The 20,643-nt window shown below is 60.9% G+C and carries 25 protein-coding genes and 4 tRNA genes; 18 read left to right on the forward strand and 11 right to left on the reverse strand.

What is annotated here, in order from left to right; translation table 11 throughout:
* Window positions 1–76 precede the first annotated feature (76 nt).
* Together CAPP_RS09045 and CAPP_RS09050 are read left to right on the forward strand one after the other, a co-directional pair.
* Window positions 77–150 (forward strand) — tRNA-Arg (locus tag CAPP_RS09045).
* Between the two features lie 132 nt (window positions 151–282).
* A protein-coding gene (locus CAPP_RS09050) for an IS3 family transposase (protein ID WP_290172854.1) occupies window positions 283–1,511 on the forward strand; the annotation gives its coding sequence in 2 pieces (ribosomal slippage) (window positions 283–559 and window positions 559–1,511; 1,230 coding nt in all).
* A gap of 375 nt (window positions 1,512–1,886) precedes the next feature.
* Here the strand turns inward: CAPP_RS09050 and CAPP_RS09055 are convergent.
* Together CAPP_RS09055 and CAPP_RS09060 are read right to left on the reverse strand one after the other, a co-directional pair.
* On the reverse strand, window positions 1,887–2,396 hold the full coding sequence (locus CAPP_RS09055) for a glycosyltransferase family protein (RefSeq protein ID WP_076599926.1): 510 nt from the start codon (window positions 2,394–2,396) through the stop codon (window positions 1,887–1,889).
* Window positions 2,396–3,094, reverse strand: coding sequence for a DUF3800 domain-containing protein (locus tag CAPP_RS09060; RefSeq protein ID WP_076599914.1), 699 nt, complete (start codon window positions 3,092–3,094; stop codon window positions 2,396–2,398). Before CAPP_RS09060 ends, CAPP_RS09055 begins: the two co-directional genes overlap by 1 nt.
* 1,265 nt (window positions 3,095–4,359) lie before the next feature.
* Between CAPP_RS09060 and CAPP_RS09065 the strand changes: the two genes are divergently transcribed.
* The 8 genes from CAPP_RS09065 (at window position 4,360) to CAPP_RS09100 (ending at window position 8,088) form a co-directional block, all read left to right on the forward strand.
* Window positions 4,360–5,028 carry an Ltp family lipoprotein gene (locus CAPP_RS09065; protein WP_084560758.1) on the forward strand — a complete coding sequence of 223 codons (669 nt, stop codon included), beginning with the start codon at window positions 4,360–4,362 and terminating at the stop codon, window positions 5,026–5,028.
* Window positions 5,029–5,162: 134 nt separating this feature from the next.
* Window positions 5,163–5,798 carry an SMI1/KNR4 family protein gene (locus CAPP_RS09070; RefSeq protein ID WP_076599913.1) on the forward strand — a complete coding sequence of 212 codons (636 nt, stop codon included), beginning with the start codon at window positions 5,163–5,165 and terminating at the stop codon, window positions 5,796–5,798.
* A 113-nt stretch (window positions 5,799–5,911) separates the two neighbouring features.
* Window positions 5,912–6,046, forward strand: a complete 135-nt coding sequence (locus CAPP_RS09075) for a hypothetical protein (RefSeq protein ID WP_268753104.1) — start codon at window positions 5,912–5,914, stop codon at window positions 6,044–6,046.
* A complete protein-coding gene (locus CAPP_RS09080) occupies window positions 6,046–6,267 on the forward strand; it encodes a hypothetical protein (protein ID WP_076599912.1) in 222 nt (73 codons plus the stop codon). Before CAPP_RS09075 ends, CAPP_RS09080 begins: the two co-directional genes overlap by 1 nt.
* Window positions 6,268–6,312: 45 nt before the next feature.
* Window positions 6,313–6,480: a helix-turn-helix domain-containing protein gene (locus CAPP_RS09085; RefSeq protein ID WP_076599924.1), complete on the forward strand. Its 168-nt coding sequence runs from the start codon at window positions 6,313–6,315 to the stop codon at window positions 6,478–6,480.
* Between the two features lie 39 nt (window positions 6,481–6,519).
* Entirely contained in the window at window positions 6,520–7,320 is an 801-nt protein-coding gene (gene cmrA / locus CAPP_RS09090; RefSeq protein ID WP_076599911.1) for a mycolate reductase, read from the forward strand.
* A 10-nt stretch (window positions 7,321–7,330) separates the two neighbouring features.
* A complete protein-coding gene (gene orn / locus CAPP_RS09095; RefSeq protein WP_076599923.1) occupies window positions 7,331–7,963 on the forward strand; it encodes an oligoribonuclease in 633 nt (210 codons plus the stop codon).
* Window positions 7,964–8,012: 49 nt separating this feature from the next.
* Window positions 8,013–8,088: transfer RNA gene (locus CAPP_RS09100), tRNA-His, on the forward strand.
* Between the two features lie 107 nt (window positions 8,089–8,195).
* Here CAPP_RS09100 and CAPP_RS09105 read toward each other — a convergent pair.
* The 3 genes from CAPP_RS09105 to CAPP_RS09115 form a co-directional block, all read right to left on the reverse strand.
* Entirely contained in the window at window positions 8,196–9,263 is a 1,068-nt protein-coding gene (locus CAPP_RS09105; RefSeq protein ID WP_076599910.1) for an LLM class flavin-dependent oxidoreductase, read from the reverse strand.
* Between the two features lie 182 nt (window positions 9,264–9,445).
* Window positions 9,446–9,757, reverse strand: coding sequence for a metal-sensitive transcriptional regulator (locus tag CAPP_RS09110; protein WP_076599909.1), 312 nt, complete (start codon window positions 9,755–9,757; stop codon window positions 9,446–9,448).
* 47 nt (window positions 9,758–9,804) lie between these two features.
* The gene (locus CAPP_RS09115) at window positions 9,805–11,925 is read right to left on the reverse strand and encodes a heavy metal translocating P-type ATPase (protein WP_200803308.1); all 2,121 of its coding nucleotides are present in this window, start codon (window positions 11,923–11,925) and stop codon (window positions 9,805–9,807) included.
* Between the two features lie 378 nt (window positions 11,926–12,303).
* Between CAPP_RS09115 and CAPP_RS09120 the strand changes: the two genes are divergently transcribed.
* Entirely contained in the window at window positions 12,304–12,900 is a 597-nt protein-coding gene (locus CAPP_RS09120) for a YdhK family protein (RefSeq protein ID WP_076599906.1), read from the forward strand.
* Between the two features lie 93 nt (window positions 12,901–12,993).
* Here the strand turns inward: CAPP_RS09120 and CAPP_RS09125 are convergent, their stop codons facing one another.
* Complete coding sequence (locus CAPP_RS09125; RefSeq protein WP_084560752.1) at window positions 12,994–14,190, reverse strand: L,D-transpeptidase; 1,197 nt, start codon at window positions 14,188–14,190, stop codon at window positions 12,994–12,996.
* A 273-nt stretch (window positions 14,191–14,463) separates the two neighbouring features.
* On the opposite strand from CAPP_RS09125, the gene CAPP_RS09130 reads away from it, so the two are divergent.
* From CAPP_RS09130 to CAPP_RS09140, 3 genes are all read left to right on the forward strand, one after another.
* Window positions 14,464–14,536, forward strand: a tRNA-Lys gene (locus tag CAPP_RS09130).
* Between the two features lie 83 nt (window positions 14,537–14,619).
* Window positions 14,620–15,204 carry an LOG family protein gene (locus tag CAPP_RS09135; RefSeq protein WP_076599904.1) on the forward strand — a complete coding sequence of 195 codons (585 nt, stop codon included), beginning with the start codon at window positions 14,620–14,622 and terminating at the stop codon, window positions 15,202–15,204.
* Between the two features lie 22 nt (window positions 15,205–15,226).
* Window positions 15,227–15,847, forward strand: a complete 621-nt coding sequence (locus CAPP_RS09140) for a nicotinamidase (protein ID WP_076599903.1) — start codon at window positions 15,227–15,229, stop codon at window positions 15,845–15,847.
* Between the two features lie 55 nt (window positions 15,848–15,902).
* Here the strand turns inward: CAPP_RS09140 and CAPP_RS09145 are convergent, their stop codons facing one another.
* Window positions 15,903–16,178 (reverse strand): DUF3618 domain-containing protein, encoded by a 276-nt coding sequence (locus CAPP_RS09145; RefSeq protein WP_076599902.1) that lies wholly within the window; start codon window positions 16,176–16,178, stop codon window positions 15,903–15,905.
* A gap of 94 nt (window positions 16,179–16,272) precedes the next feature.
* Here CAPP_RS09145 and bcp point away from each other — a divergent pair, with 94 nt between their 5' ends.
* From bcp to CAPP_RS09165, 4 genes are all read left to right on the forward strand, one after another.
* Window positions 16,273–16,746 (forward strand): thioredoxin-dependent thiol peroxidase, encoded by a 474-nt coding sequence (bcp, locus tag CAPP_RS09150; protein WP_076599901.1) that lies wholly within the window; start codon window positions 16,273–16,275, stop codon window positions 16,744–16,746.
* Window positions 16,747–16,849: 103 nt separating this feature from the next.
* Window positions 16,850–16,934 (forward strand) — tRNA-Leu (locus tag CAPP_RS09155).
* A gap of 44 nt (window positions 16,935–16,978) precedes the next feature.
* The gene (locus CAPP_RS09160; protein WP_234959002.1) at window positions 16,979–17,467 is read left to right on the forward strand and encodes a hypothetical protein; all 489 of its coding nucleotides are present in this window, start codon (window positions 16,979–16,981) and stop codon (window positions 17,465–17,467) included.
* A gap of 8 nt (window positions 17,468–17,475) precedes the next feature.
* Window positions 17,476–17,871 carry a DUF3817 domain-containing protein gene (locus tag CAPP_RS09165; RefSeq protein ID WP_076599900.1) on the forward strand — a complete coding sequence of 132 codons (396 nt, stop codon included), beginning with the start codon at window positions 17,476–17,478 and terminating at the stop codon, window positions 17,869–17,871.
* 151 nt (window positions 17,872–18,022) lie between these two features.
* On the opposite strand, the gene CAPP_RS09170 is transcribed toward CAPP_RS09165, so the two are convergent.
* The 4 genes from CAPP_RS09170 to CAPP_RS09185 all read right to left on the reverse strand — a co-directional run bounded on the left by CAPP_RS09170 (window position 18,023) and on the right by CAPP_RS09185 (window position 20,615).
* Window positions 18,023–18,385, reverse strand: a complete 363-nt coding sequence (locus CAPP_RS09170; RefSeq protein ID WP_084560750.1) for a hypothetical protein — start codon at window positions 18,383–18,385, stop codon at window positions 18,023–18,025.
* Window positions 18,386–18,451: 66 nt separating this feature from the next.
* Complete coding sequence (gene rdgB, locus CAPP_RS09175) at window positions 18,452–19,057, reverse strand: RdgB/HAM1 family non-canonical purine NTP pyrophosphatase (protein ID WP_076599920.1); 606 nt, start codon at window positions 19,055–19,057, stop codon at window positions 18,452–18,454.
* An 8-nt stretch (window positions 19,058–19,065) separates the two neighbouring features.
* Window positions 19,066–19,815, reverse strand: coding sequence for a ribonuclease PH (rph, locus tag CAPP_RS09180; protein WP_076599899.1), 750 nt, complete (start codon window positions 19,813–19,815; stop codon window positions 19,066–19,068).
* Window positions 19,816–19,841: 26 nt separating this feature from the next.
* Complete coding sequence (locus CAPP_RS09185) at window positions 19,842–20,615, reverse strand: MBL fold metallo-hydrolase (RefSeq protein WP_076599898.1); 774 nt, start codon at window positions 20,613–20,615, stop codon at window positions 19,842–19,844.
* Window positions 20,616–20,643: the final 28 nt, after the last annotated feature.

A 20,643-nucleotide genomic window follows, 5' to 3' on the forward strand; every position in this document is an offset into this window, starting at 1 on the left:
TATGGAAAGCCGTCCCCCGTGCGATACGATGAGGTCCGCCCAAAACACGCGCCCCTCGAGCGCAAAAAAAGGGCAAGCCCCCATAGCTCAGTGGATTAGAGCATCCGGTTTCTACCCGGCTGGTCGCGGGTTCGAATCCTGCTGGGGGCGCTTCGTTTTTGCTGTTCATCTGGGCAAACATCGACCTCCAGCAACGCTAGCCAGTGCCTGTGGACACATTTTGGACACAATTTGAAGTGTCCTGGGTTTAGTTCCGATCATTTCTAGAGAAGGATTGGAATCATGCCAAGGAAGTACAGTGACGAGTTCAAGGCCAAGGCAGTGCGTTTGGCTGAGGACCTCGTTGAGCTCGAAGGGTGTTCGAAATGGGGTGCAGCCGTAGAGATCGGTGAAAAGCTCGGCATTCCAGCACACACGCTCAACGATTGGTTGAAGCCGAATATGGTCTCATCCGATGTTGAGATTGGCGCCGGCGAGTCAACGGCTGACGAACTGAAGCGGCTGCGGAAAGAGATTAAGGAGCTACGCAGGGCTAATGAGATCTTGAAAACCGCGTCAGCTTTTTTCGCGGCGCAACTCGACCGTCCCACCAGAAAATGATCGAATACATCGATGCGTATCGCGATCGCTTCGGGGTCGAGGCTATCTGTCGCACATTGAAAGAGACAGAATGTGGGTTCATCACCTCTCGCGGCTACCGAGCAGCGAAAACACGACCGCCGTCGGCGAGGAGTTTGTCAGATGCGCTGCTCATTCCTGAATTGGTGAGGGTCTACGAGGACAACTTCAGCGTCTACGGGGTCCGCAAGATGTGGAAGGCTATGCAGCGCGCCGGCTGGAGCATCGGTCGTGATCAGACCGCGCGTTTGATGAAGCAAGCTGGCATTTACGGCCGCAGGCGTGGCCGCACACCGATGACAACGCTTCGGGCCAACGTGCCGGATTGCCGCCCTGACCTGGTCAACCGTGACTTCACTGCCCCCGCACCGCACCGGTTGTGGGTCGCTGACATTACCTATGTGCGCACCTTGTCTGGTTTTGCCTACACCGCGTTTATCACCGATGTGTACTCCAGAAAGATCGTCGGTGTCGCGACTCGGGCGAGCATGCGTACCGATGAACTGCCGCTGGAGGCCTTTGAGCACGCCCTGTATCACGCTGGTGATCTTCGCTCAGAAGGGCTTGTCCACCACAGTGACCGCGGCTCGCAGTATGTGTCGATCCGTTACGGTGAAGCGCTCGCCCAGGCGGGTATCGATCCGTCTGTCGGCACCGTTGGCGACTCCTATGACAACGCGTTGGCTGAAACGGTCAACGGGCTCTACAAAACAGAGCTGATTTATCCCCACCGGCCGTGGGCATCGGTCGGTGAAGTCGAGATTGCCACCCTTCGCTGGGTGCACTGGTGGAACAACCAGCGACTTCATCAATCCCTAGGATATATCACTCCACAGGAGATGGAGGACGCTTACTATCAACGATCAGGCGCTCAAACGTTGGGCGTTAAATAAGCGGAACAAAAACCAGGACGCTTCATTAGATGGAGCGGCTTCACCGCATTGCCGCTTGCCCGCCAGGCAGGTACCACAGCCTGATTTGATCAACGGCGCGCAGGAGAAGGCGTGAGTGCGCTCCCCCTGGGGTCTCTGCCCTCGCTTTACGCAGCGACCCTGGGGGGTACCCCGCGCCGAGGATGCCTCCCCCCCCCCCGAGCGTATAGGCGCTAAGGCTGCGTACGGGTCTGGGAATTGGAGGGGGGGAAAGCAAACACCCGACCGAAGTCTTAGGATCCAGGTTGACCAAAAGCTAGAGGCGCGCGCTACAATGGCACTATCTCATCTACCAACGGTAGAAGGAGTTACGGAGCCGTCCCCAAGGGGGCGGCTCTAGCCATTCCTGCCTTCCCAATACTGCGAGAATTTCTTCTCGCGCTTACGGCGTTGGTTGTTGAACTCGATTGGGAATGCTGTCCACAACAGCACCTCGCTCGTACGAGCAGCAACGACAACCAAATAGGTGAAGTCACTCAAAGCGATGTGATATCGGTATTCGCTTCTGCGCTTCTCCACCCACCACGCTATCCGCTCGTTCGAAGGCCGCGGATAACAACTAGCGAATTCATCCAGAATCAGGCGCGGCCACGTGATGCGTTCGAGTCGCTCGAGATCAGGGGTTCGGGAATCTTCTTCCTTCCCACTAGAGGTCAGATGAGCGTAGGTCGCCGGTAACCCGGCGCGGAACGGCTCCCGCTTTTCCCCATACTTCCGATCATCGACGGGCCATGTGGGCTTATCTAGTACGAAGGCCTCTTCGTAAAACAGAAAGCAATGTCGGCGGAATTCTTCGATCCCCCCGTTAAAATCACAAAATTTTTGGGTAGGAAGCCAATCGTGCACTACGCCCTTCCCTCCCATTGGAAGATATTGAACTTCTGCGCCTGGGGGAGAGTTGATTGCAGAAGGGTCGTGCCAGATCGCGCTTTAACTCTTGAAATTATTTCCATTTTGGCTGAGCTAGTCTTGAGACGTCGATTGGCGTAGGAGATGGACCCTAGTAGTAAATCCGCAAGTTGCAGTTGTTCAACTTCGTGCGATTGGACGATCTGGAGCCTCTGAACGATCCGCTTGTCAAAATCGTGGCGTTTATTGGCCAGAATGTCGTGGAGTCGGCTTGCTTTTTCTCCGCCGCGGGTGTCCTTTTTATCGAGGTATATTCGATAGCTTGAATCCGGCTCGAGGAGCCTGACGATCAGCTGGTACATCATTTTGTAGTACCAGTCATCGTGCGTTTGGTTCCAATGGTCGTGGTTCAGGGAAGTTTTGTCGGCTACCACCGCACGGAATCTAAGGTCATCGTCGTCGAAAAAGTAATCGACTAAATCGAGGTAATAGTCTTCTTTCGCTGGCGAGACATTTGTCCACTTAATTTCAAACGCTGGGGGGATTCCGTGCTTTTGTTTGATTTCACGGATTCGGGTAGCGATCTCTCGAGTCTTTCCTAGCGGGCACATGACTGCGCCTAACACCATCACCGGTATCTCGTCCGCAGGCAAATGGCCACTTTCATCGCAGTAGATGTTAAATATCTCCGACATGGAGCACTCCTTCGAATCAAGCGATTTCTAAGACACTATAGAGTCCACGGTGTCCTCGGAAGTAAAGGTAATCAAAGGGCAGTGGCGGTCAGTTGGTTCCGATAGGGGTCATTGGTGGTTTATGACTCCATGAGCGGGATTTGCGTTGTTGATTCTCTGATAAACGGATTATTGTGATTCCCCAATCAATCCCCGGATTGCCTTCGACTTAGAAGGATCCCCCTCGTGAGTCTTAGATCTGCTGCCGCCCTGGCCCCTTCGTCTGCCTGCCATCAGGGTTTTCTTCAGGGTGGTGGAAAGTTACGAGTTTACCTGCGCGAAGGGTGGCTTCGCGGGCCGAGGTCTCGCGCGTGTAGGTGGCTGGGAACGTGCCTCTCATCGGTGGGGCTTCCAACCCCGAGCACCTAGCCACCCGGCACGTGTTTGGGACGTACTCTCAAGAGTTTCGCTCAAAAGTGTTCACATCCTCGGAGATCTTCCCGGCTCCGGGAGTTTTTCGGTGATCCCCGGGAAACTCAAGTTCTGAGCTCTGACGTCCACACTGACCTGCTTTTTTAGGGGCAACCCCAAAGCTTCCGGTGAGCTGGCGGGAGCCTTTTCCTGGGATCGCATGAAACAGTCGTCGGGGACTTCCTGCAGGTATTTGGTGCAAACCCGTACCTCGGTTTTTCGCCGGCGGGAGCCTCTTCATGCGGTCTCCGGTAAAAGCGCCCCCTACCCGACTAATTGATTGTCGCGCCAACATTTTCGTCCTCCGGCCATGGACCCGTTTTGGACACATTTTATTTTGATTCGGTAGTATTGCCTGGGATTTTGCCGAATTAGCGAATACCTCACTACCAGGGATTAGCCTGCTCTCCTGCATATTTGATCCGGTTTCTACCCGGCTGGTCGCGGGTTCGAATCCTGCTGGGGGCGCGTTGTCAACAATCGCGACATCGTTGACAGATCAGTCGCGACATGGTGGATAAACCAGCGCCTAGGTTCTCCCGGGTGCCGGTTTCAGGTATCGGGGCACTGCTTTCCACGAGCCGACACCCAAAGTTTTAAGAAGGTTCGAAAAACCATTCGAGAAAGCTGACAGCTTGGTTCATCCAGTTTCTTAGAGTGCGACATGCAGCGATTCAAAGGCCACAGGTAAGAAGACCGCGCTGAGATGCAAAGCCTTTCTCCACAGTGGCCCGTTCGCTGGGCGCTAGCGCCATATTTCTATCGACCATCCCCCTAGCCACGACGAGGCGGACAGTTCCTGAAAGGGCCAACACATGAGTACCGCATTCAACCCCAACCAGGGTGACCCGCAGTGGATCCAGAACCAGCAGCCACAGTGGGGACAGGGGCAGCCCCAGCCGGGCCAGGCTCCCCAGCAACCCCAGGCGCCCGAGCAGCCAAAGAGGAAGGGAGGCTGCCTGAAGTGGGGCGGAATCATTCTCGGCGGCCTGATTCTGATCGGCATTGGTAGCGCGATTGGCGGCGGCAGCGACAGTGCCGAAGAGCAAAGCTCCGCACCAGAAACCACCGCGATCGAATCCGCCGACGATGCGCCTGAAGCAGCGCCCGCCGACCAGCCAGACGAAAAGGCAGAAGAGGAGCCACAGGAGAAGCCGGAGGAAAAGAAGGAGGACGTTCCCCGCGAATTCAAGAGCGCGCTCAAGAAGGCCCAAACCTACTCTGACACGATGCATATGTCCGAAGCTGGTTTGTACGAGCAGCTCACGTCCGAATATGGAGAGAAGTTCAGCCCAGAAGCTGCCCAGTACGCCATCGAGAATGTGAAGGCGGACTACAACAAGAATGCTCTCGAGATGGCCAAGACATACCAGGACACCATGGAGATGGCACCCGACGCGATCTACGACCAGCTTGTGTCCGAGTACGGTGAGCAGTTCACTCCGGAGCAGGCCCAGTACGCGGTAGACAACCTGCCCCTGTAGCCTGCCCCTTCGGCCCGTGGGGAACATGAGCTGCTCCCATGGGCCAGGGAAGCATCCGCGATTGCGCACTGAAATGTACATTTGACGTGCGCGAACGCGCGACAAGTGCGCCGCGTGAAATTACGATGAGGGCCATGAACGGCACTTCCACGATCACCGCGACACTCAACGAACTCGAATTCCTCATGAGCACCATCTATCCGCCGGCGTTCATGGCTTTAGGCGACGGGATGGCGCTCGCCGATATCCAACGCACGGTGAACGCGTACTCGCCTGTGCTGGAAAAGGCCGGCGTCGATTTCCCGTCCGAGCTGGTCGAACTGTACCACTGGCACAATGGCTCGAACCGCGAGGACATTATCGGCCCAGTCCAGCTACTCAGCCTCGAGGAGGCGTTAGAGACGTGGCGCGCGCTTATCGACGCCAGAGACACCGAATTCCCCTCCGACGACTGGTACTACCCAAGCTGGATCCCTTTCGCCGAATCGTGGTCCGACAGCTACCTGTGCATTGATGCAAAAGGCGTGGCCGGCGGCAACCGCGGCCAGATCGTGGAATTCAACCGCAACCGCCCGTCGAGGACCATTCAGGCGCTTTACATGCGGGACTGGTTCCAGCAGGTGGTGGATGACTACGCGCTCGAGGAACTCACCCGCACCCACGGCATCCCTGCCGGGGAGGAGGGCGAGGACGGGCTCTACGACTACGACCCAGAGGAGCCGCCCGAGGGGCCGAACTGCCACGTGCGATTCTTCGAAGCAGGTGAGTGAGCCGGCCGCCAGCCCACCAGGTTCGGGCGGATTTCCGGTCGCGGCTACCCACGAATGGCTATGCTGGTCCGTGTAAAGCGTCAACAACGTCTTTAGCACTGAAGGAGGACGCTATGTCCAACGAAGGCCCTATCCGCGAGGACAGCATCGACGACCTGACCGATCCGGAGGCCGACGCCGATCTGCAGGACCGTGCAGACAAGACCGGCCAAAAGGACACGGAAACGGACGCAGAGGAGCAGAAATAATGACGCAGCCGGACAACAACACTGGTAACGCAGGCAGCGAAAAAGGCAAGCTTCTCGACGCAGCGACGCGCCGCATCGGCAACGAGCCCGATACCGATCCCATCTCCGATCTGGACCGTCTAGAGTCCCGCGACCTGGACCGCCTAGACGAGGAGGAGATCGGCGAGGACGACAGCAGCTTCGCCAACGACAACCCGGATGGACCAAGCGAGCTGACCTAACCACGCAGCACCGCTCTACCTGGGCCGAACACGCCACCCTGGAAACTGGGTGGCGTTTTTCGTGCGCCCGCACTTGACGCCTTATCTAATCACCCCCCCGTCAATCTGTCCGTTCTGAAAAACAACCGTGCGAAAGCCTTCCAGTTCACCACGCTCACCGCGATCTGCCAGGCGCCCGACTGCCAGCCGGGCGAGGTGTTCTCGGTCAAATAATGCGGGAGCAGTCCGCAGCGCACCTGTAGGCTCGCAGGCATGAGTTTCCCCTCCCCCGCACGTGATTTCTACGCACTGGTCACCGGCGCGAGCCAAGGCATCGGCGAGGCCATGGCCCGCGATTTCGCCGCCGAAGGCCACAACCTCATCATCGTTGCCCGCCGCGAAGACGTCCTGACGCAGCTCGCAGAGGAGCTAGAGAAGGACTACGGCGTCGATGTCGTAGTGGCGGCGCATGATCTATCGGTCACGGAAGACGTCGATACGCTGCTTTCGCTCATCGACGAAAAGCGCATCTCCATCTGCGTCAACTCCGCCGGCATCGCTTCCTTCGGGCCTTTCATGGACCAGGACTGGAACTACGAGACGAACCAGTTCAACCTCAATGCCACGGCTGTCTTCCGCATCACCAAGGCGGTGCTCGACCAGATGGTCCGGCGAGGCGAGGGTGCGCTGTGCAACGTCGGTTCCGCCGCCGGAAATGTGCCGATCCCGAATAACGCGACCTACGTGCTCACCAAAGCCGGCGTCAACGCGTTCACGGAGGCGCTGCACTACGAACTAAAGAAGACCGGCGTGCACTGCACCCTGCTCGCGCCCGGCCCGGTGCGCGACGCCGTCATTCCGGAAGAGGACCAGTCCATCGTGGACAAGGTGGTCCCGGAGTTCTTGTGGACGACCTACGAGTCCTGCTCCCGCGAGACCATCGACGCGATGAAGAAGAACCGCCGCCGCATCACCCCCGGCCCGTTGTCCAAGGCCATGGACTTCGTCTCCTCGTACGCGCCGCGCGGTGCGCTCGCACCGGTCATGGGCTGGTTCTACGCCAAGATGGGTTAGCGTGGGCCTCATGAGTGAAGCACTGGCACAAAAAGACGACCGGATTGTCTGGGTCGATTTGGAAATGACCGGGCTCGACCCCGACCGCCACGTCATCGTCGAGGTCGCTGCCCTGGTCACCGATGCCGAGCTGAATATTCTCGACGACGGCATTGACCTCGTCGTCCACGCCACCGACGCAGAGCTAGCCGAGATGGACGATTTCGTCACCGAGATGCATGGCTCCTCCGGGCTGACGGAGCAGATCAAGGCCTCCACCGTCACGATCGAGGAGGCGGAAGAAGCGGTGCTGGGGCTCGTCGAAAAGCACTGCGGCGAGCACCGCCCTCCGCTGGCCGGCAATTCCATCGCCACGGACCGCTCCTTCATCCGTGCGCAGATGCCGCGCCTGGACGCGGCGCTGCACTACCGCATGATCGACGTCTCCACCGTCAAGGAGCTCACACGCCGCTGGTTCCCCAAGGCCTACTACAACCAGCCGGACAAGGGCATGGCCCACCGCGCTCTGGCCGATATCGTCGAGTCCATCCGCGAGCTCGACTACTACCGCCGCAGCGTGTTCGTGCCCGCACCAGGGCCGTCCTCGTCTGAAGCAAGCGAGAGCACGAAGGCCGCGACCGAGGCGTACCAGCAGTTTTTGTAAAACCGAGCGCGTGAACTAATGTAGAAACCCGCTGCAATTTGCAGCGATGGTGGCTGTAGTTCAGCTGGTAGAGCACCAGGTTGTGATCCTGGGTGTCGCGGGTTCGAGCCCCGTCAGCCACCCCAAAGTCATCAGTCGCGACATCGTTGGCATATGAGTCGCGAGATGGTGGACAAATACCGGCGTCTTGGTTTTCATTTTCCAAGGCGCCGGTTTTTGTCGTTTAACCCGATTAGTCGACGGGATAGCCGGTGACTGGGCCGTCAGTGTTCGGCTGCCAGCCCAGCGCGGGGGCGACGTGGGTGGCGAAGTTTTCCAAGATCTTCACGTTGACGTCGACGCCCATGCCGGTGGGAATGGTGATGAGCAGGGTGTCGGCGGACATGACGGCGGGGTCCGCTTTGAGCTGCTCGATGAGCTTGTCCGGCTCGGCGGCGTAGGTGCGGCCGAAGGTGGTTGAGCCGGCATCAGGCAGCGCGCCCACCTGGTCGGAACCGGTGGCCTGCATGCCGAACATCTGCATGTCCGCGCCGTCGACGATGGGGAAAATGGAGCGGGACACCGACACGCGCGGGGTCCAGTCGTGGCCAGCCTCCTTCCACGCGGCGCGGTAACGGCTGATCTGATCTGCCTGGATCTCACCCAAGGACTCGGCAGTGGTCTCAGAGACCAGGGTGGAGGACATCAGGTTCAACCCGTCCTTGGCGGCCTGATCCGCCGAGGTGTGGGTGCCCGAGCCGTAAAAGATGTGCTTACGCAGCTCGGGCACCATGGGGAAGACCGGCAGGGCGGAGCCGGGCTGGAACATGTTGGGGTACTGCCGGTCCAGCGGAGCGGCAGTGGCGAATCCGTTGCCGTCCACTGCAGCCATAAACGCCTCGAGGTGGCCGCGCGCCACGTCCGCGCCGTTGAGCGCTTCGCCCGTGTAACCGAAGGCCTCCCAGCCGCGGTCAGCCACCTCGGGGGCGCCGCGCGAGACGCCCAAGGCCACGCGGCCACCGGAAATCTGGTAGAGCGACGCAGCCTCCTCGGCGAGGTAGAGCGGGTTCTCATAGCGCATGTCGATGACACCGGTGCCCACCTCGATGTGTTTGGTGGTGGCCGCGACAGCACCGAGCAGCGGCATCGGGGCGGAGGCCTGCGGCACGAAGTGGTGGACGCGGAAGGACGCGTTGTTCGCGCCGATCTCATCCGCAGCCTGGGCGATTTCCAGGTGGATCTTGGCGATCTTTTCCGCAGATGGCCCGTGCTGGCCACCGAAGGCGTAGTGCCCGAAGCTTAAGAATCCGAATGCTTTCATTGGGTAACACTCCTTTTGGTGACGTATCAACAACTAGGGTAATGCCTCACCTCGAGATTGTCACGGATGGTGGCGGATTGAAACCTCCTGGGTTTAGTTCCGATCATTTCTAGAGAGGCCTACCGCCCTCTGCCCCCATTTGAGCAATGGGCGCAGGAGGTTGGACGTCTGGCCTTGAGGATTTAGGAGCGGACGAGGCGGGCGATGGCGTCGGCAGCTTCGACAAGTTTTTCTTCGGCGGCTGGCCCGTCGGTTTGGGCTGCACGAACGACGCAGTGGCGCATATGGTCATCGAGCAGGCTCAGCGCGACGTTATTCAGGGCTGAGGTGATGGAGCTGATCTGGGTGAGGATATCGATGCAATATTTCTCTTCATCGATCATGCGATGAATCCCGCGGGCCTGGCCTTCAATGCGTTTCAATCGGGCCAGGTAGCGGTCTTTGTCACTGATATAGCCGTGGTCAGCGGAATCAGCATGCGGGGTTTTAGTCATGGGCCTGCTTTCTTCGTGCGCCAACGTTGTCACAGCAGTGTCTCATGTTAGGCGTCCATGGTCTCGGGTTTCCGGTCCAGGGACTTAGCAACACTGGCAGCCGGGGTCAGATCCAAGCGGCGCAGCAGCTGGGCATTGAGAGCTACTACCACGGTTGAGGCCGACATCAGAATTGCCCCCACACTCATCGGCAGCATAAACCCGATCGGAGCCAGCACTCCAGCGGCCAGGGGGACGGCTGCGATATTGTAGCCAGCAGCCCACCACAGGTTCTGTTTCATTTTCCGGTAACTGGCCTCGGAGAGCTCAAATACGGACAAGACCGAGCGGGGATCCGAGGAAGCCAGGATAACCCCGGCCGAGCCGATGGCCACATCGGTGCCGGCACCAATGGCGATGCCCACATCGGCCTGAGCCAAAGCTGGCGCGTCATTGACCCCGTCACCGACCATGGCCACTTTGCGGCCCTCAGCTTGAAGTTCTGCGACCTTGGCGGCCTTATCTTCGGGCCGGACCCCAGCAAAGACTCGGTCAATACCCAGCTCTTCGGCCACGGTCTCGGCCACGGCTTGGGCATCACCGGTGATCATCACGACCTGGACCCCCTGGGCATGCAGGGCATCCACGGTGTCACGGGATTCGGGTCGGATTTCATCAGCTAGACGCAGCGCGCCAATAACTTGGCCATCGGCCATCACGTGAAGAATGATTGCGCCTTCGTCGCGCCACCGCTCAGCAATCGCTATCTCATCTTGGGAGTGGTGTTCTAACAGGTAAGGGCCACCGACTTCAATGACCGTGCCATTGACCGTTGCTTTGACGCCCACAGCTGGGGAAGAGGAAAAATCACTGGTGCCAGGTACGTCGAGGTTGCGGGCCCGGGCCGCGCCGACAATGGCCTGCGCTAGGGGGTGCTCGCTGTCGGCTTCAGCAGCGGCGGCCAACGCTAACACCTCATCTTTGGTTCTATCACCCACAGGGTGGATCCCGGTGACGGTGGGCTCACCTTTGGTCAGGGTGCCGGTTTTATCGAACAGTACCGAATCCACGGAGCGCATCGATTCCAGTGCCAAGCGATCTTTGATCAACACCCCGCCACGAGCCGCACGCTCGGTGGCAATCGATACCACCAACGGAATTGCGAGGCCCAAGGCGTGAGGGCAGGCAATGACCAGCACCGTAATGGTGCGTACTACAGCGGCGTCGGGCATACCCAGTATGGACCACACCAGCGCAGTAATTACCGCAGCCCCGAAGGCGAACCAGAACAACCAACCGGCGGCGGTGTCGGCAATGCGTTGGGCTTTGGACGAGGAGGATTGGGCGTCGGCGACCAGTTTCTGGATCCCCGCCAGCGCGGTGTCATCTCCAATGGCGGTGACTTTGACCCGCAGCCCGGAATCCGTGGCCACAGTGCCGGCCACGACGTGGTCGTCCGGGCCGCGTCGGACGGTTTTGGATTCCCCGGTGACCATGGATTCATCCATGGAGGCACTACCATCGACGATCTGGCCATCGGCCGGGACCGCAGATCCAGGCCGAACAATGACGACATCTCCAACGACCAGCTCCGCCGGGGCGACGGTGACAACGTCATCGCCGTCGACCTTCTCAGCTTCATCCGGCAGCAAGGCGGCCAGGGAGTCTAAGGCGGAAGTGGTTTGGGCCAAGGACCGCATTTCAATCCAGTGGCCTAACAACATAATGACCACCAGTAGCGCCAGTTCCCACCAGAAGTTCAGCTCGTAATCCAAGATGCCCAGGGTCGCACCCCAGGAGGCAATGAAGGCCACCGTGATTGCTAACCCGATAAGCAGCATCATGCCGGGTTGTCGGGACCGGATCTCGGAGACGGCCCCCGTCAAGAAAGGCCGGCCACCCCAGAAATAGATGATTGTGCCCAGGATCGGCGACACCCACCACACCCAGGCCGTGTCAGGTAATTGATAGCTCAACAGGTCGGCGAACATCGGGTTGAACGCGACCACTGGAGTTGCCAGCACCAACATGATCCAAAATAACCGCCGGAATTGTCCGACATGATCCCCATGGTCCCCGTGGCCATGTCCGGCATGGCCGCCATGCATCTCGTGGCCGGAATGGTGTTGGCCCTCCTGGCCGTGCCCGCCCGCGCCGTGTTCGTGATGCTCATGCCCGTCGTGCCCCATGGCGCCAGCTTGGCTGGCTTGATGATCCGCCTGGTGGACTTCGGTTTCAGTAGTGCGAGCCTGTTGATGCGCAATGTGGTGTTGGGGGTGATGGTGGTCGCGTTCAACCATGTCAGAAGCCTTTCCGTGGAAGTGATTGTGAAATATTTCCGCGTCCGAAGAGCTGAGCGATATCCATCGAGCGTGTAGCGCCTCGCGAGAACTTGCGGGCTCATGCACTCGTCGGACTGGGTGGCGGTTTCGCACTAGACACGCGACGCGCGTTAACCCGCCGCCTCGACAGCCCATCTTAGTCCGCTTGCTATATACCCTATACCCCTATAGGGTTCGGTTTCAATGGGTGGCATCCCCGTCCACCCCGAAATGACAGGAGCACTGATGAACAAACTGACCCAGATAACTCGACTTACTCTCGTCGCAGCAGTGGGTACCTTGGCCCTGACCAGCTGCGCCGGACCCGGTGACGACGAGACTGTCCCAGAATCCGCGCCCACCCAAGACCAGGTGCAGACCGATACCCCCAGTTCCGATGCACAGGCCCACGATCATGACCCGGATGGCGGTCCAGCACCGTCGGGAATGAAAGAAGCCACCGATCCCACATATGCTGTCGGCGACTCTGTGATCCTCGACGCCGACCATATGCCAGGTATGGATAATGCTGAAGCCACCATCTCTGGCGCATTTGATACGACCACTTATTCTGTGAGCTACACGCCCACTGATGGTGGCACCCCTGTGACGGACCACAAGTGGGTCGTCCACGAAGAACTCGAAGGCCACGGCGAAGCGCCGCTTGAAGCAGGCAGTCAAGTCATTTTGAACGCCGATCACATGCCTGGAATGAAGGGAGCAGAAGCCACCATAGATAGCTCCACCGACGAAACCGTCTACATGGTCGATTTCGAGATGGGCGGCATGGAGATGACCAATCACAAATGGGTCGTGGAGAGCGAAATTCAACCCCGCAACTAAGGCACCGATATAAAAGCGCCTGTGATAAAAGCACCCTGTGCAGTTCCTCTCCGCGAGGATCCGCACAGGGTGTTTGCGTTGACCTGAGTCCGCCTAGCCTTCGTCGACGTTGCCGGCCTTGAGGGTCTCCCAGTCGAGGTTCCAGTAACCGAGGCCGTCCAGGCCCGACAGGGTTCCACCGGAGGTGTTGACCACCTCGACCGGATCCCCCTGCTTGACGTAGTTCATGAACCACTGGGCGTCATCCGGCGTGGCGTTGATGCAACCGTGGGATTGGTTGAAGCTGCCCAGCGCACCGATCGCCCACGGGGCGGAGTGAACGTAGATGCCAGACCAGGACATCTGCGTGGCGTAGTTCACCGGGGTGCGGTAGCCGCCGTTCTCCAGCGCCAAACCGTAGGTGGTGGAGTCCATCACCATGGACTCGTTCCGGTCGCCGATGACGTACATGCCGTTCGGAGTGGCGAACTGGCCGTCGCGGCCGAGGGAGACCGGGAAGGACCTCACCTCTTCACCGTTGCGGTAGACCGTCAGCGTCTTCGTGCTGTCGTCCACGAGCGTTTCCACCAGGTCGCCGACGGTGAAGGTGGACGAGGAGTCCTCCGCACCGTAGATGCCGCCGCCGAGATTCTTTCCGTAGATAACGGACTTCACGGTCACCTCGGTGCCCGGCTCCCAGTACTCCTTCGGGCGCCAGATCAGGTGGGCAGGATCAATCCAGTAGAACGCACCCTCCGTATCATTCGACGACTCGACGGTGATGGCGTCCTGGGCTGCCTGTCGATCACTCGGCGCAATATCGAAGTAGACGTTGATCGCGTGGGCGACACCGACTTCGCTGCCGTCCATCGGGCCGATGTAAGCGTTCGTCTGCCCGCCCGGAACGACGGTGGTGAACACCGACTGGGAGGTCTCGCCCTGGGTGGTGGTTGCCTCGACGGTGTACTCGCGGCCGTAGCCGAGCGGCTCAGCCGTGGTCCACTCCGTCTTGTCCTCGTTGAGCTCGGCCTCGACCTCTTTACCCTCTTCATTGGTCATGGTGACGGACTCAAGGCCGTCGGGGGACGTCACGGCCACCGGCTCGTCCGGCGCCACGCCCTCGGCGCCGTCCTCCACGGAAATGACCGCAGGGTCATGCTTCTCGGGCTCCGTGGTCTCCACCGACTCCCCCGGCTCCGCCGCAGCTCCCTGCCGGTCAATGGTGCACGCCGCCAACGACCCGCCTGCCAGCAGAACGACCGCCCCGGCAGCGATGATCCGGCGCATCCGCGCCCCCGTCTTCTCAGTCATAGTGCAACCACGCAACCCTTGAATCCGCTATGAAGATGCTTATTGTTCCCAGTGCAACGAGTATTTACCCTATAGTCCGCCGCGACCCTAAAGCTAGTTACACGCGCCGAGTTCGAGGAGAGGCTGCTCACCCCCGCGGCACCTCTGCAACGCATGCGCGACAGAAGCTAGATCAACATATTAAGTCCAGTCATGATCCATCCGCCTGACCAGGCGATTTCTCCCATTAGAAACAAGCTGCTATATTTTCTTCTCGTTGCCTTCCACGGCAAAGCGCCATTAGCTCAATTGGCAGAGCAACTGACTCTTAATCAGTGGGTTCGGGGTTCGATTCCCTGATGGCGCACAATACGGCCAGGTCGAACGGTACAAACCGCGACCTGGCCTTCAGCTTTGCGCGCCTCCACCCGGCAGCTACATTGGGGAGGCGTGAATAGCCAGCCGCAGTCCCCCATCACCGCAGTCACGGTCTTCGCCGGTGCGCGCGAGGGCCTGGACGAGTCGATGACCACAGCCGCGTACGGTTTCGGAACCGCACTCGCCCGCCACGGGATCGCGCTGGTGTACGGCGGCGGCCGGCTGGGCATGATGGGCGCTGTCGCGCAGGGGGCGATCGACGCCGGCGGCGAGACTGTCGGCATCATGCCGGAGCACCTGTCGCAGCACGAGATCGCGCACACGGGCCTGAGTGAACTGGTGATCGTCGACACGCTCGCGGAACGAAAACGCCTCATGAGTAAGAGGTGCGGCGCGTTCGTCGCGCTTCCCGGAGGTGCGGGCACACTCGACGAGCTTTTCGACGAATGGACCAACCAGCAGCTCGGCCTCCACACCAAACCGATCGGGCTATTGGGCGCGGAATTCTGGGAACCTCTCACGACGATGATCGACCACATGGTCGCCGCGGGCTTCATCCGCCAGGCTGACCGGGACAGCTTGATAGTGGCGGACGACCCGGACGAGCTCATCGGTGCGCTGGCACAGTGGACGCCGCAACCGCCCCGCTGGGGTTAAACAACGTTGTACGCTGGGTTTTATGGATACCGAGAACCCAGCTGGCACCGCTAGCACCAGCAATGTGAGCAACGGGAACAGAGCGCTCGTCGTCGTCGACGTGCAGAACGACTTCTGCCCTGGCGGAGCACTCGGCACCGCGCGCGGCGACGAAGTCGCTTCCAAGATCGCCGCGCTGATCACAGAGGGCGACAACCGGGGCCACGACTACAGCCACATTGTGGCTACGCAGGACTGGCACATCGACCCGGGCGCGCATTTCTCCGACGACCCCGATTTCGTCGACTCCTGGCCCGTGCACTGCGTCGCGGAGTCGGAGGGGGCCGCACTGCGCGGACCGATCGCGGACATCGCCTTCGACGAGTTCTTCCGGAAAGGCGAGTACGAGGCGGCGTACAGCGGGTTTGAGGGGGCGTCGATAATCGATAAAGTTCTTCTCGCGGATTGGCTTCGTGCGCGCGGCATCAGCGACATCGACGTCGTCGGCATCGCGACCGACCACTGCGTGCGCGCGACCGTGCTCGACGCGCGGAAGGAAGGCTTCGGTGTGCGCGTGCTGCGCGGCATGTGCTCGCCTGTCGACGACGCACGCGGATCCGCCGCCCTCGAGGAGATGCGGTCCGCCGGCGCTGAACTGGTCTAAAACGAAACGCGCCGCTCCCCTTCTCCAGAGAACGGCGCGCGTATCGGCGGGCTGTTTAGCGCTGCGACAGCAGACGCTGCAGCTCCTTCAGATCCTTCTTCTTCTTGCGCTTGTTCGCGGTGCTGATCACGATGAGCGCGGCAATGGCGACGCCGACACCTGCGAGAATCTTCTGCACGTTGTCGTCCTGCAGCTTCGCGGTGGCCTGCTTCTTCGCATCATTCACCAAGTTCTCCGGGCGGGTGCGGTCCGCCAGCTCGTCGATGGTGGCGGCGAGGTTGCCGCGGGTGCGCTCGATGTCGCGCTGAATGTCGTTAATGTCTCGTGCCACTTTTTACTCCCAGATCGAACTGATTGAACGTCAACGAAGCCGATAAAGCTTTTGTCTCGCTCCCACAGTACTTGATGTCGCTACAGTGGCGTACATGACTGAAGCAACACGTCTGACTGAAGGCGACACAGCCCCCGCATTCTCCCTGCCCAACGACAAAGGCGACACGGTCTCGCTGTCCGACTACGCCGGCAAGCGCGTCATCGTGTACTTCTACCCGAAGGCCAACACTCCCGGGTGCACGACCGAGGCATGCGACTTCACCGAGAACCTCTCCGATTTCGAGGACGCCTCCGTCTCCGTCGTGGGTATCAGCCCCGACTCGCCGGAGAAGCTAGCTAAGTTCCGTTCCGACCACGACCTGACCATCGAGCTTCTCAGCGACGAGTCCAAAGAGGTCATGACGGCCTACGGTGCCTTCGGCGAGAAGAAGAATTACGGCAAGATCGTCCAGGGCGTCATCCGCTCCACCTTCCTCGTCGGCACTGACGGCACCATCGAGTCCGCCCAGTACAACGTCAAGGCGACCGGCCACGTCGGCCGCCTGCTGCGCGACCTCGACCTCTAGGCAGCCGTTAGCCCCGGCGCGCGTCGGGGCTACGACTCTGAATATCAAGCAAGGGTTTGTTTTTCTGCGCTGGGCGCAGACGGTACACTGTGAACCGCTTCGAGCGCCCGTGGCGGAATTGGCAGACGCGCTGGATTTAGGTTCCAGTGCCGTAAGGCGTGTGAGTTCAAGTCTCACCGGGCGCACCAATCAAACTTTCGGGGGATTTGCCCCGCTTGCTAGAATGCCGAGCGTGAGCAACGCAGCGACAGACCCCGACCACGGGGATACGGCCAGTGGCGCCGACACCGCGCCCGAGGCCCCCAAGCGGGAGCGCCTACGGGTCCGCGCCTGGCATGTCCTGCTGCTCGTCGCCGCCGTCATCATCTCGCTACTGCTCGCCCGATGGCAATGGGAACGCTTCCAATCCGGCACCGGTTCGCTTCAGAACCTGGGATACGCGCTACAATGGCCGTTCTTCGGTGCCTTCCTCGTCTTCATCTACCGCGCCGGCATGCGCATGGAGAACGAGAAAATCGATGCCGAGAATTCCGGCGACAAAATGCAGGCTCTCTACGAGGCCGACAAAGCCGCATTTGGCGAACCCGAAGTGGTCACGGAGATCGACGAAGACTTTCTGCCCAGCCGGCCCACGATGGACATCGACGAGTACAACGCCCGTTTCGCCCCGCGGCGCGGCGCCGAGGCAGACATGACCGATCCGGACGGATCAGAGAGGTAGGACACACCATGACTGACAATCCCACCGACACCTCCGCGCCGACGAGCGCCCCCGGGGCCTCAAGCACACCGCGCGTCCACCCGGAGCGTCAGCGCCGCGTTCGCACGGCTCTGCGGCTGTTCTCTGTGGCCGCGTGGATCACGGGTGTCATGCTGCTTCTGCTGTGCGCCCGCATGATCATGGAGTACGGCTTCGACATGGATGTCAGCCTGCTCAGCTGGGTCGCCATCCTCCACGGCTGGATGTACGCCCTGTTCCTCCTGGCCACTTTGAACCTGGGCATGAAGGCCCGCTGGTCAACGAGCCAGTGGATCGTCACCGCTATCGCCGGTGTCGTGCCGTTCCTCTCCTTCTTTGTCGAGGCGTGGCGCCGCAAGGAAGTCACGGAGGAATTCGACCTCTAAGGAGGGGGTGGGGCGAACCAGCCCCTATGCCGAGTCCCCTATGCGATGCTGAAATTCGGTCGACTGCGGCCTGGGCTTTTCACATCGCATAGGGGACATCGCATAGTGCGCTCAACTACTCGCACCGAACCGGCTACGAGTAGCCCAGCGGCTACTCGGAAACGCGGGTGAGGACGAGGATGTCCTTCGCGTCGCCGCCGTCCGGGGTCAGGGTGAGGGACTCGTCGGTCTGCTCCATGTCGTACTTCAGGTCCTTGCCGGTGTCGACATCGGCGAGCTTGATGGAGTTGCCGCTCTCCTCGCAGCGCGCGGTCTTCGTCTCACCGGTCGAGGTATCGGTCACCGACCAGTTGCAGTCTCCGCCGTCGATCTCCAGGGAGACATTGCCGGCGGCAGCGCCCGTCTCGGAGTCCTGGCCGGTCCCCTCCCACGTTCCGTCGAGGGAGTTGCCGCAGGCGGTCAACAGACCGGCGGACATCACTGCGGTTCCAGCGAGGACGAGTTTCTTATTCATATCAATGGCTCCTTCGACACACTTATTGATGTCTATGTTCAGCCCCACCGACCCTACCCCCGAAATCTACTGCGCGAGTTCAGCGATGCGGGGGGCCAGTTCACGCAGCGCTTTTCCGCGGTGCGAGCGGGTGTTCTTCTCCTCCGGGGTGAGCTCCGCGGCGGAACGCCCCGGGGCATCGGCGGGTGCGAAGAGCGGGTCGTAGCCGAAGCCGCCTTCCCCGCGCGGTTCGCGCAACAGGGAGCCTTCCCAGCGCCCCTCCGCGGTGAATTCAGCTCCATCGGGAGTCACGAGGGCGCAGCAGGACACGAAGGCAGCGCCGCGGTGCGGGTCGCCGATGTCGCTGGTCTGGGCGAGCAGCAACTCGTTGTTGGAGGCGTCGTCGCCGTGACGGCCGCACCAGCGGGCAGACAGGATGCCGGGCATGCCGTTGAGGGCTGCGACGGCGAGGCCGGAATCGTCAGCCACGCATGGCAGGCCGGTCTGCTTTACGCCCTCGCGGGCCTTGATCAACGCGTTCTCCGCGAATGTGAGGCCGTTTTCCACCGGCTCCGGGTATGCGGGAATGTCTGCGAGAGAGACGAGTTCGACGCCGTCGACTCCGAGTTCACTAAGAACGGTTTCGAGCTCTATCAGCTTCTTCGCATTGCCCGAGGCGACAAGTACCTTCAAAGGGCCGTTCACCATCCCAGCGCCGCCTTCTGCGCGGCGATGAGCTCGGAACAGCCCTTCTCCGCCGCGTCGAGCATCAGGTCGAGCTGCTCGCGGCCGAAGAGGCCGTGCTCGCCGGTGCCCTGCACCTCAACGAAATTGCCGGATTCGCTCATGACCACGTTCAGGTCGACCTCCGCGCGCGAGTCCTCCTCGTAGGGCAGGTCGAGGCTCACGCGGCCGTCGACAATGCCAACGGAGACTGCGGCGACAGGCGGAAGCAGTGGCTCGCCGGGGACAAGGTCTCGTTCCTTGAGGTGCGCGATCGCGTCAGCCAGCGCGACATAGGCGCCGGTGATCGACGCGGTGCGGGTGCCGCCGTCGGCCTGCAGCACATCGCAGTCGAGCTGGATCGTGTTCTCGCCGAGCTGGCTCAGATCCACCGCGGCGCGCAAGGAGCGGCCCACTAGGCGTGAGATCTCGTGGGTACGACCCTTGACCTTGCCCTTCATCGACTCACGTGGCATGCGCTCATGAGTCGCCGACGGCAGCATGGCGTACTCGGCGGTGAGCCAGCCCTCGCCGGAGTCCTTCTTGAAGCGGGGCACGCCCTCTTCCGCGCTGGCGGTGCACATGACGCGGGTGTTGCCGAATTCGACGAGCACGCTGCCCGCCGGGTTTGAGGTGAAGCCGCGGGTGATGCGCACCGGGCGCATCTCGTCGAGGACGCGGCCGTCCGCGCGGACAAAAGGTTCTTGCGGGGTATTCGCTTCAGTCATGGGACCGAGCCTACAGCCCGCGCCAACTAGACCTCGTAGACGTCCTTCGCGTTGCCAATGACGATCTCGCCGTCGAATTCCTCCGCGGCCGCACGGCGGGTCGCTTCCTTGTCGCTCCACGGCTGGATGTGGACGAGCACGAGCTTTTTCACGCCTGCTTCGCGGGCGATGCGGCCGGCGTCCCGGCCGGACATGTGCATGCCTGTCGGAGTGTTCTCGTCCGTTTCCGGCCCCCACGCGGCTTCGCAGAGGAAGAGGTCGGCGTCGCGGGCGGCGTCGATAAGCGTGGGCGTGTAGGCGGAATCGCCGGAGAACGCGATGACCTTGCCCGAATCCTTGTGCTCGATGCGGAGCGCCTGTGACTCTGCGGCCGGATGAACCGCGGGATACGGCGCGACCGTCACCGCGTCGATGTCGACCGGGCGACCGTTCCACGCGCGGATGTCGAAGGTGTCCGAAATATCGTCGATGTCGTTTGGACCGTTGCCGCCGAGGCGACCGAGGTGCTCCGGCGCGTAGCTCGGGCCGACCAGAATGTTGCGGCGGCGGGCTGGGGCCGTCGGGTGGAAACGGCGCCAGATGATCAGCGACGTCGTGTCCGAACAGTGGTCGGCGTGCAAGTGGCTGAACACCAGATGCGCATCCGACGGGTCCGCGACCTCTTGCAGGGCGGCCAATGCGCCTGGGCCGAAGTCCATCAGAATGCCGGGCTGCCCGTCCTCCGTATCGATCAGGTAGGACGAGCCGGGATTGCCCGGGGCCGCGAGCGAGCCCGTGCAGCCGAGAACTGTCAACTTCATGGCCTTACTGTGCCACGAACGCGGGTGA

The sequence above is a fragment of the Corynebacterium appendicis CIP 107643 genome (genome assembly GCF_030408415.1).
Lineage (GTDB): Bacteria > Actinomycetota > Actinomycetes > Mycobacteriales > Mycobacteriaceae > Corynebacterium > Corynebacterium appendicis.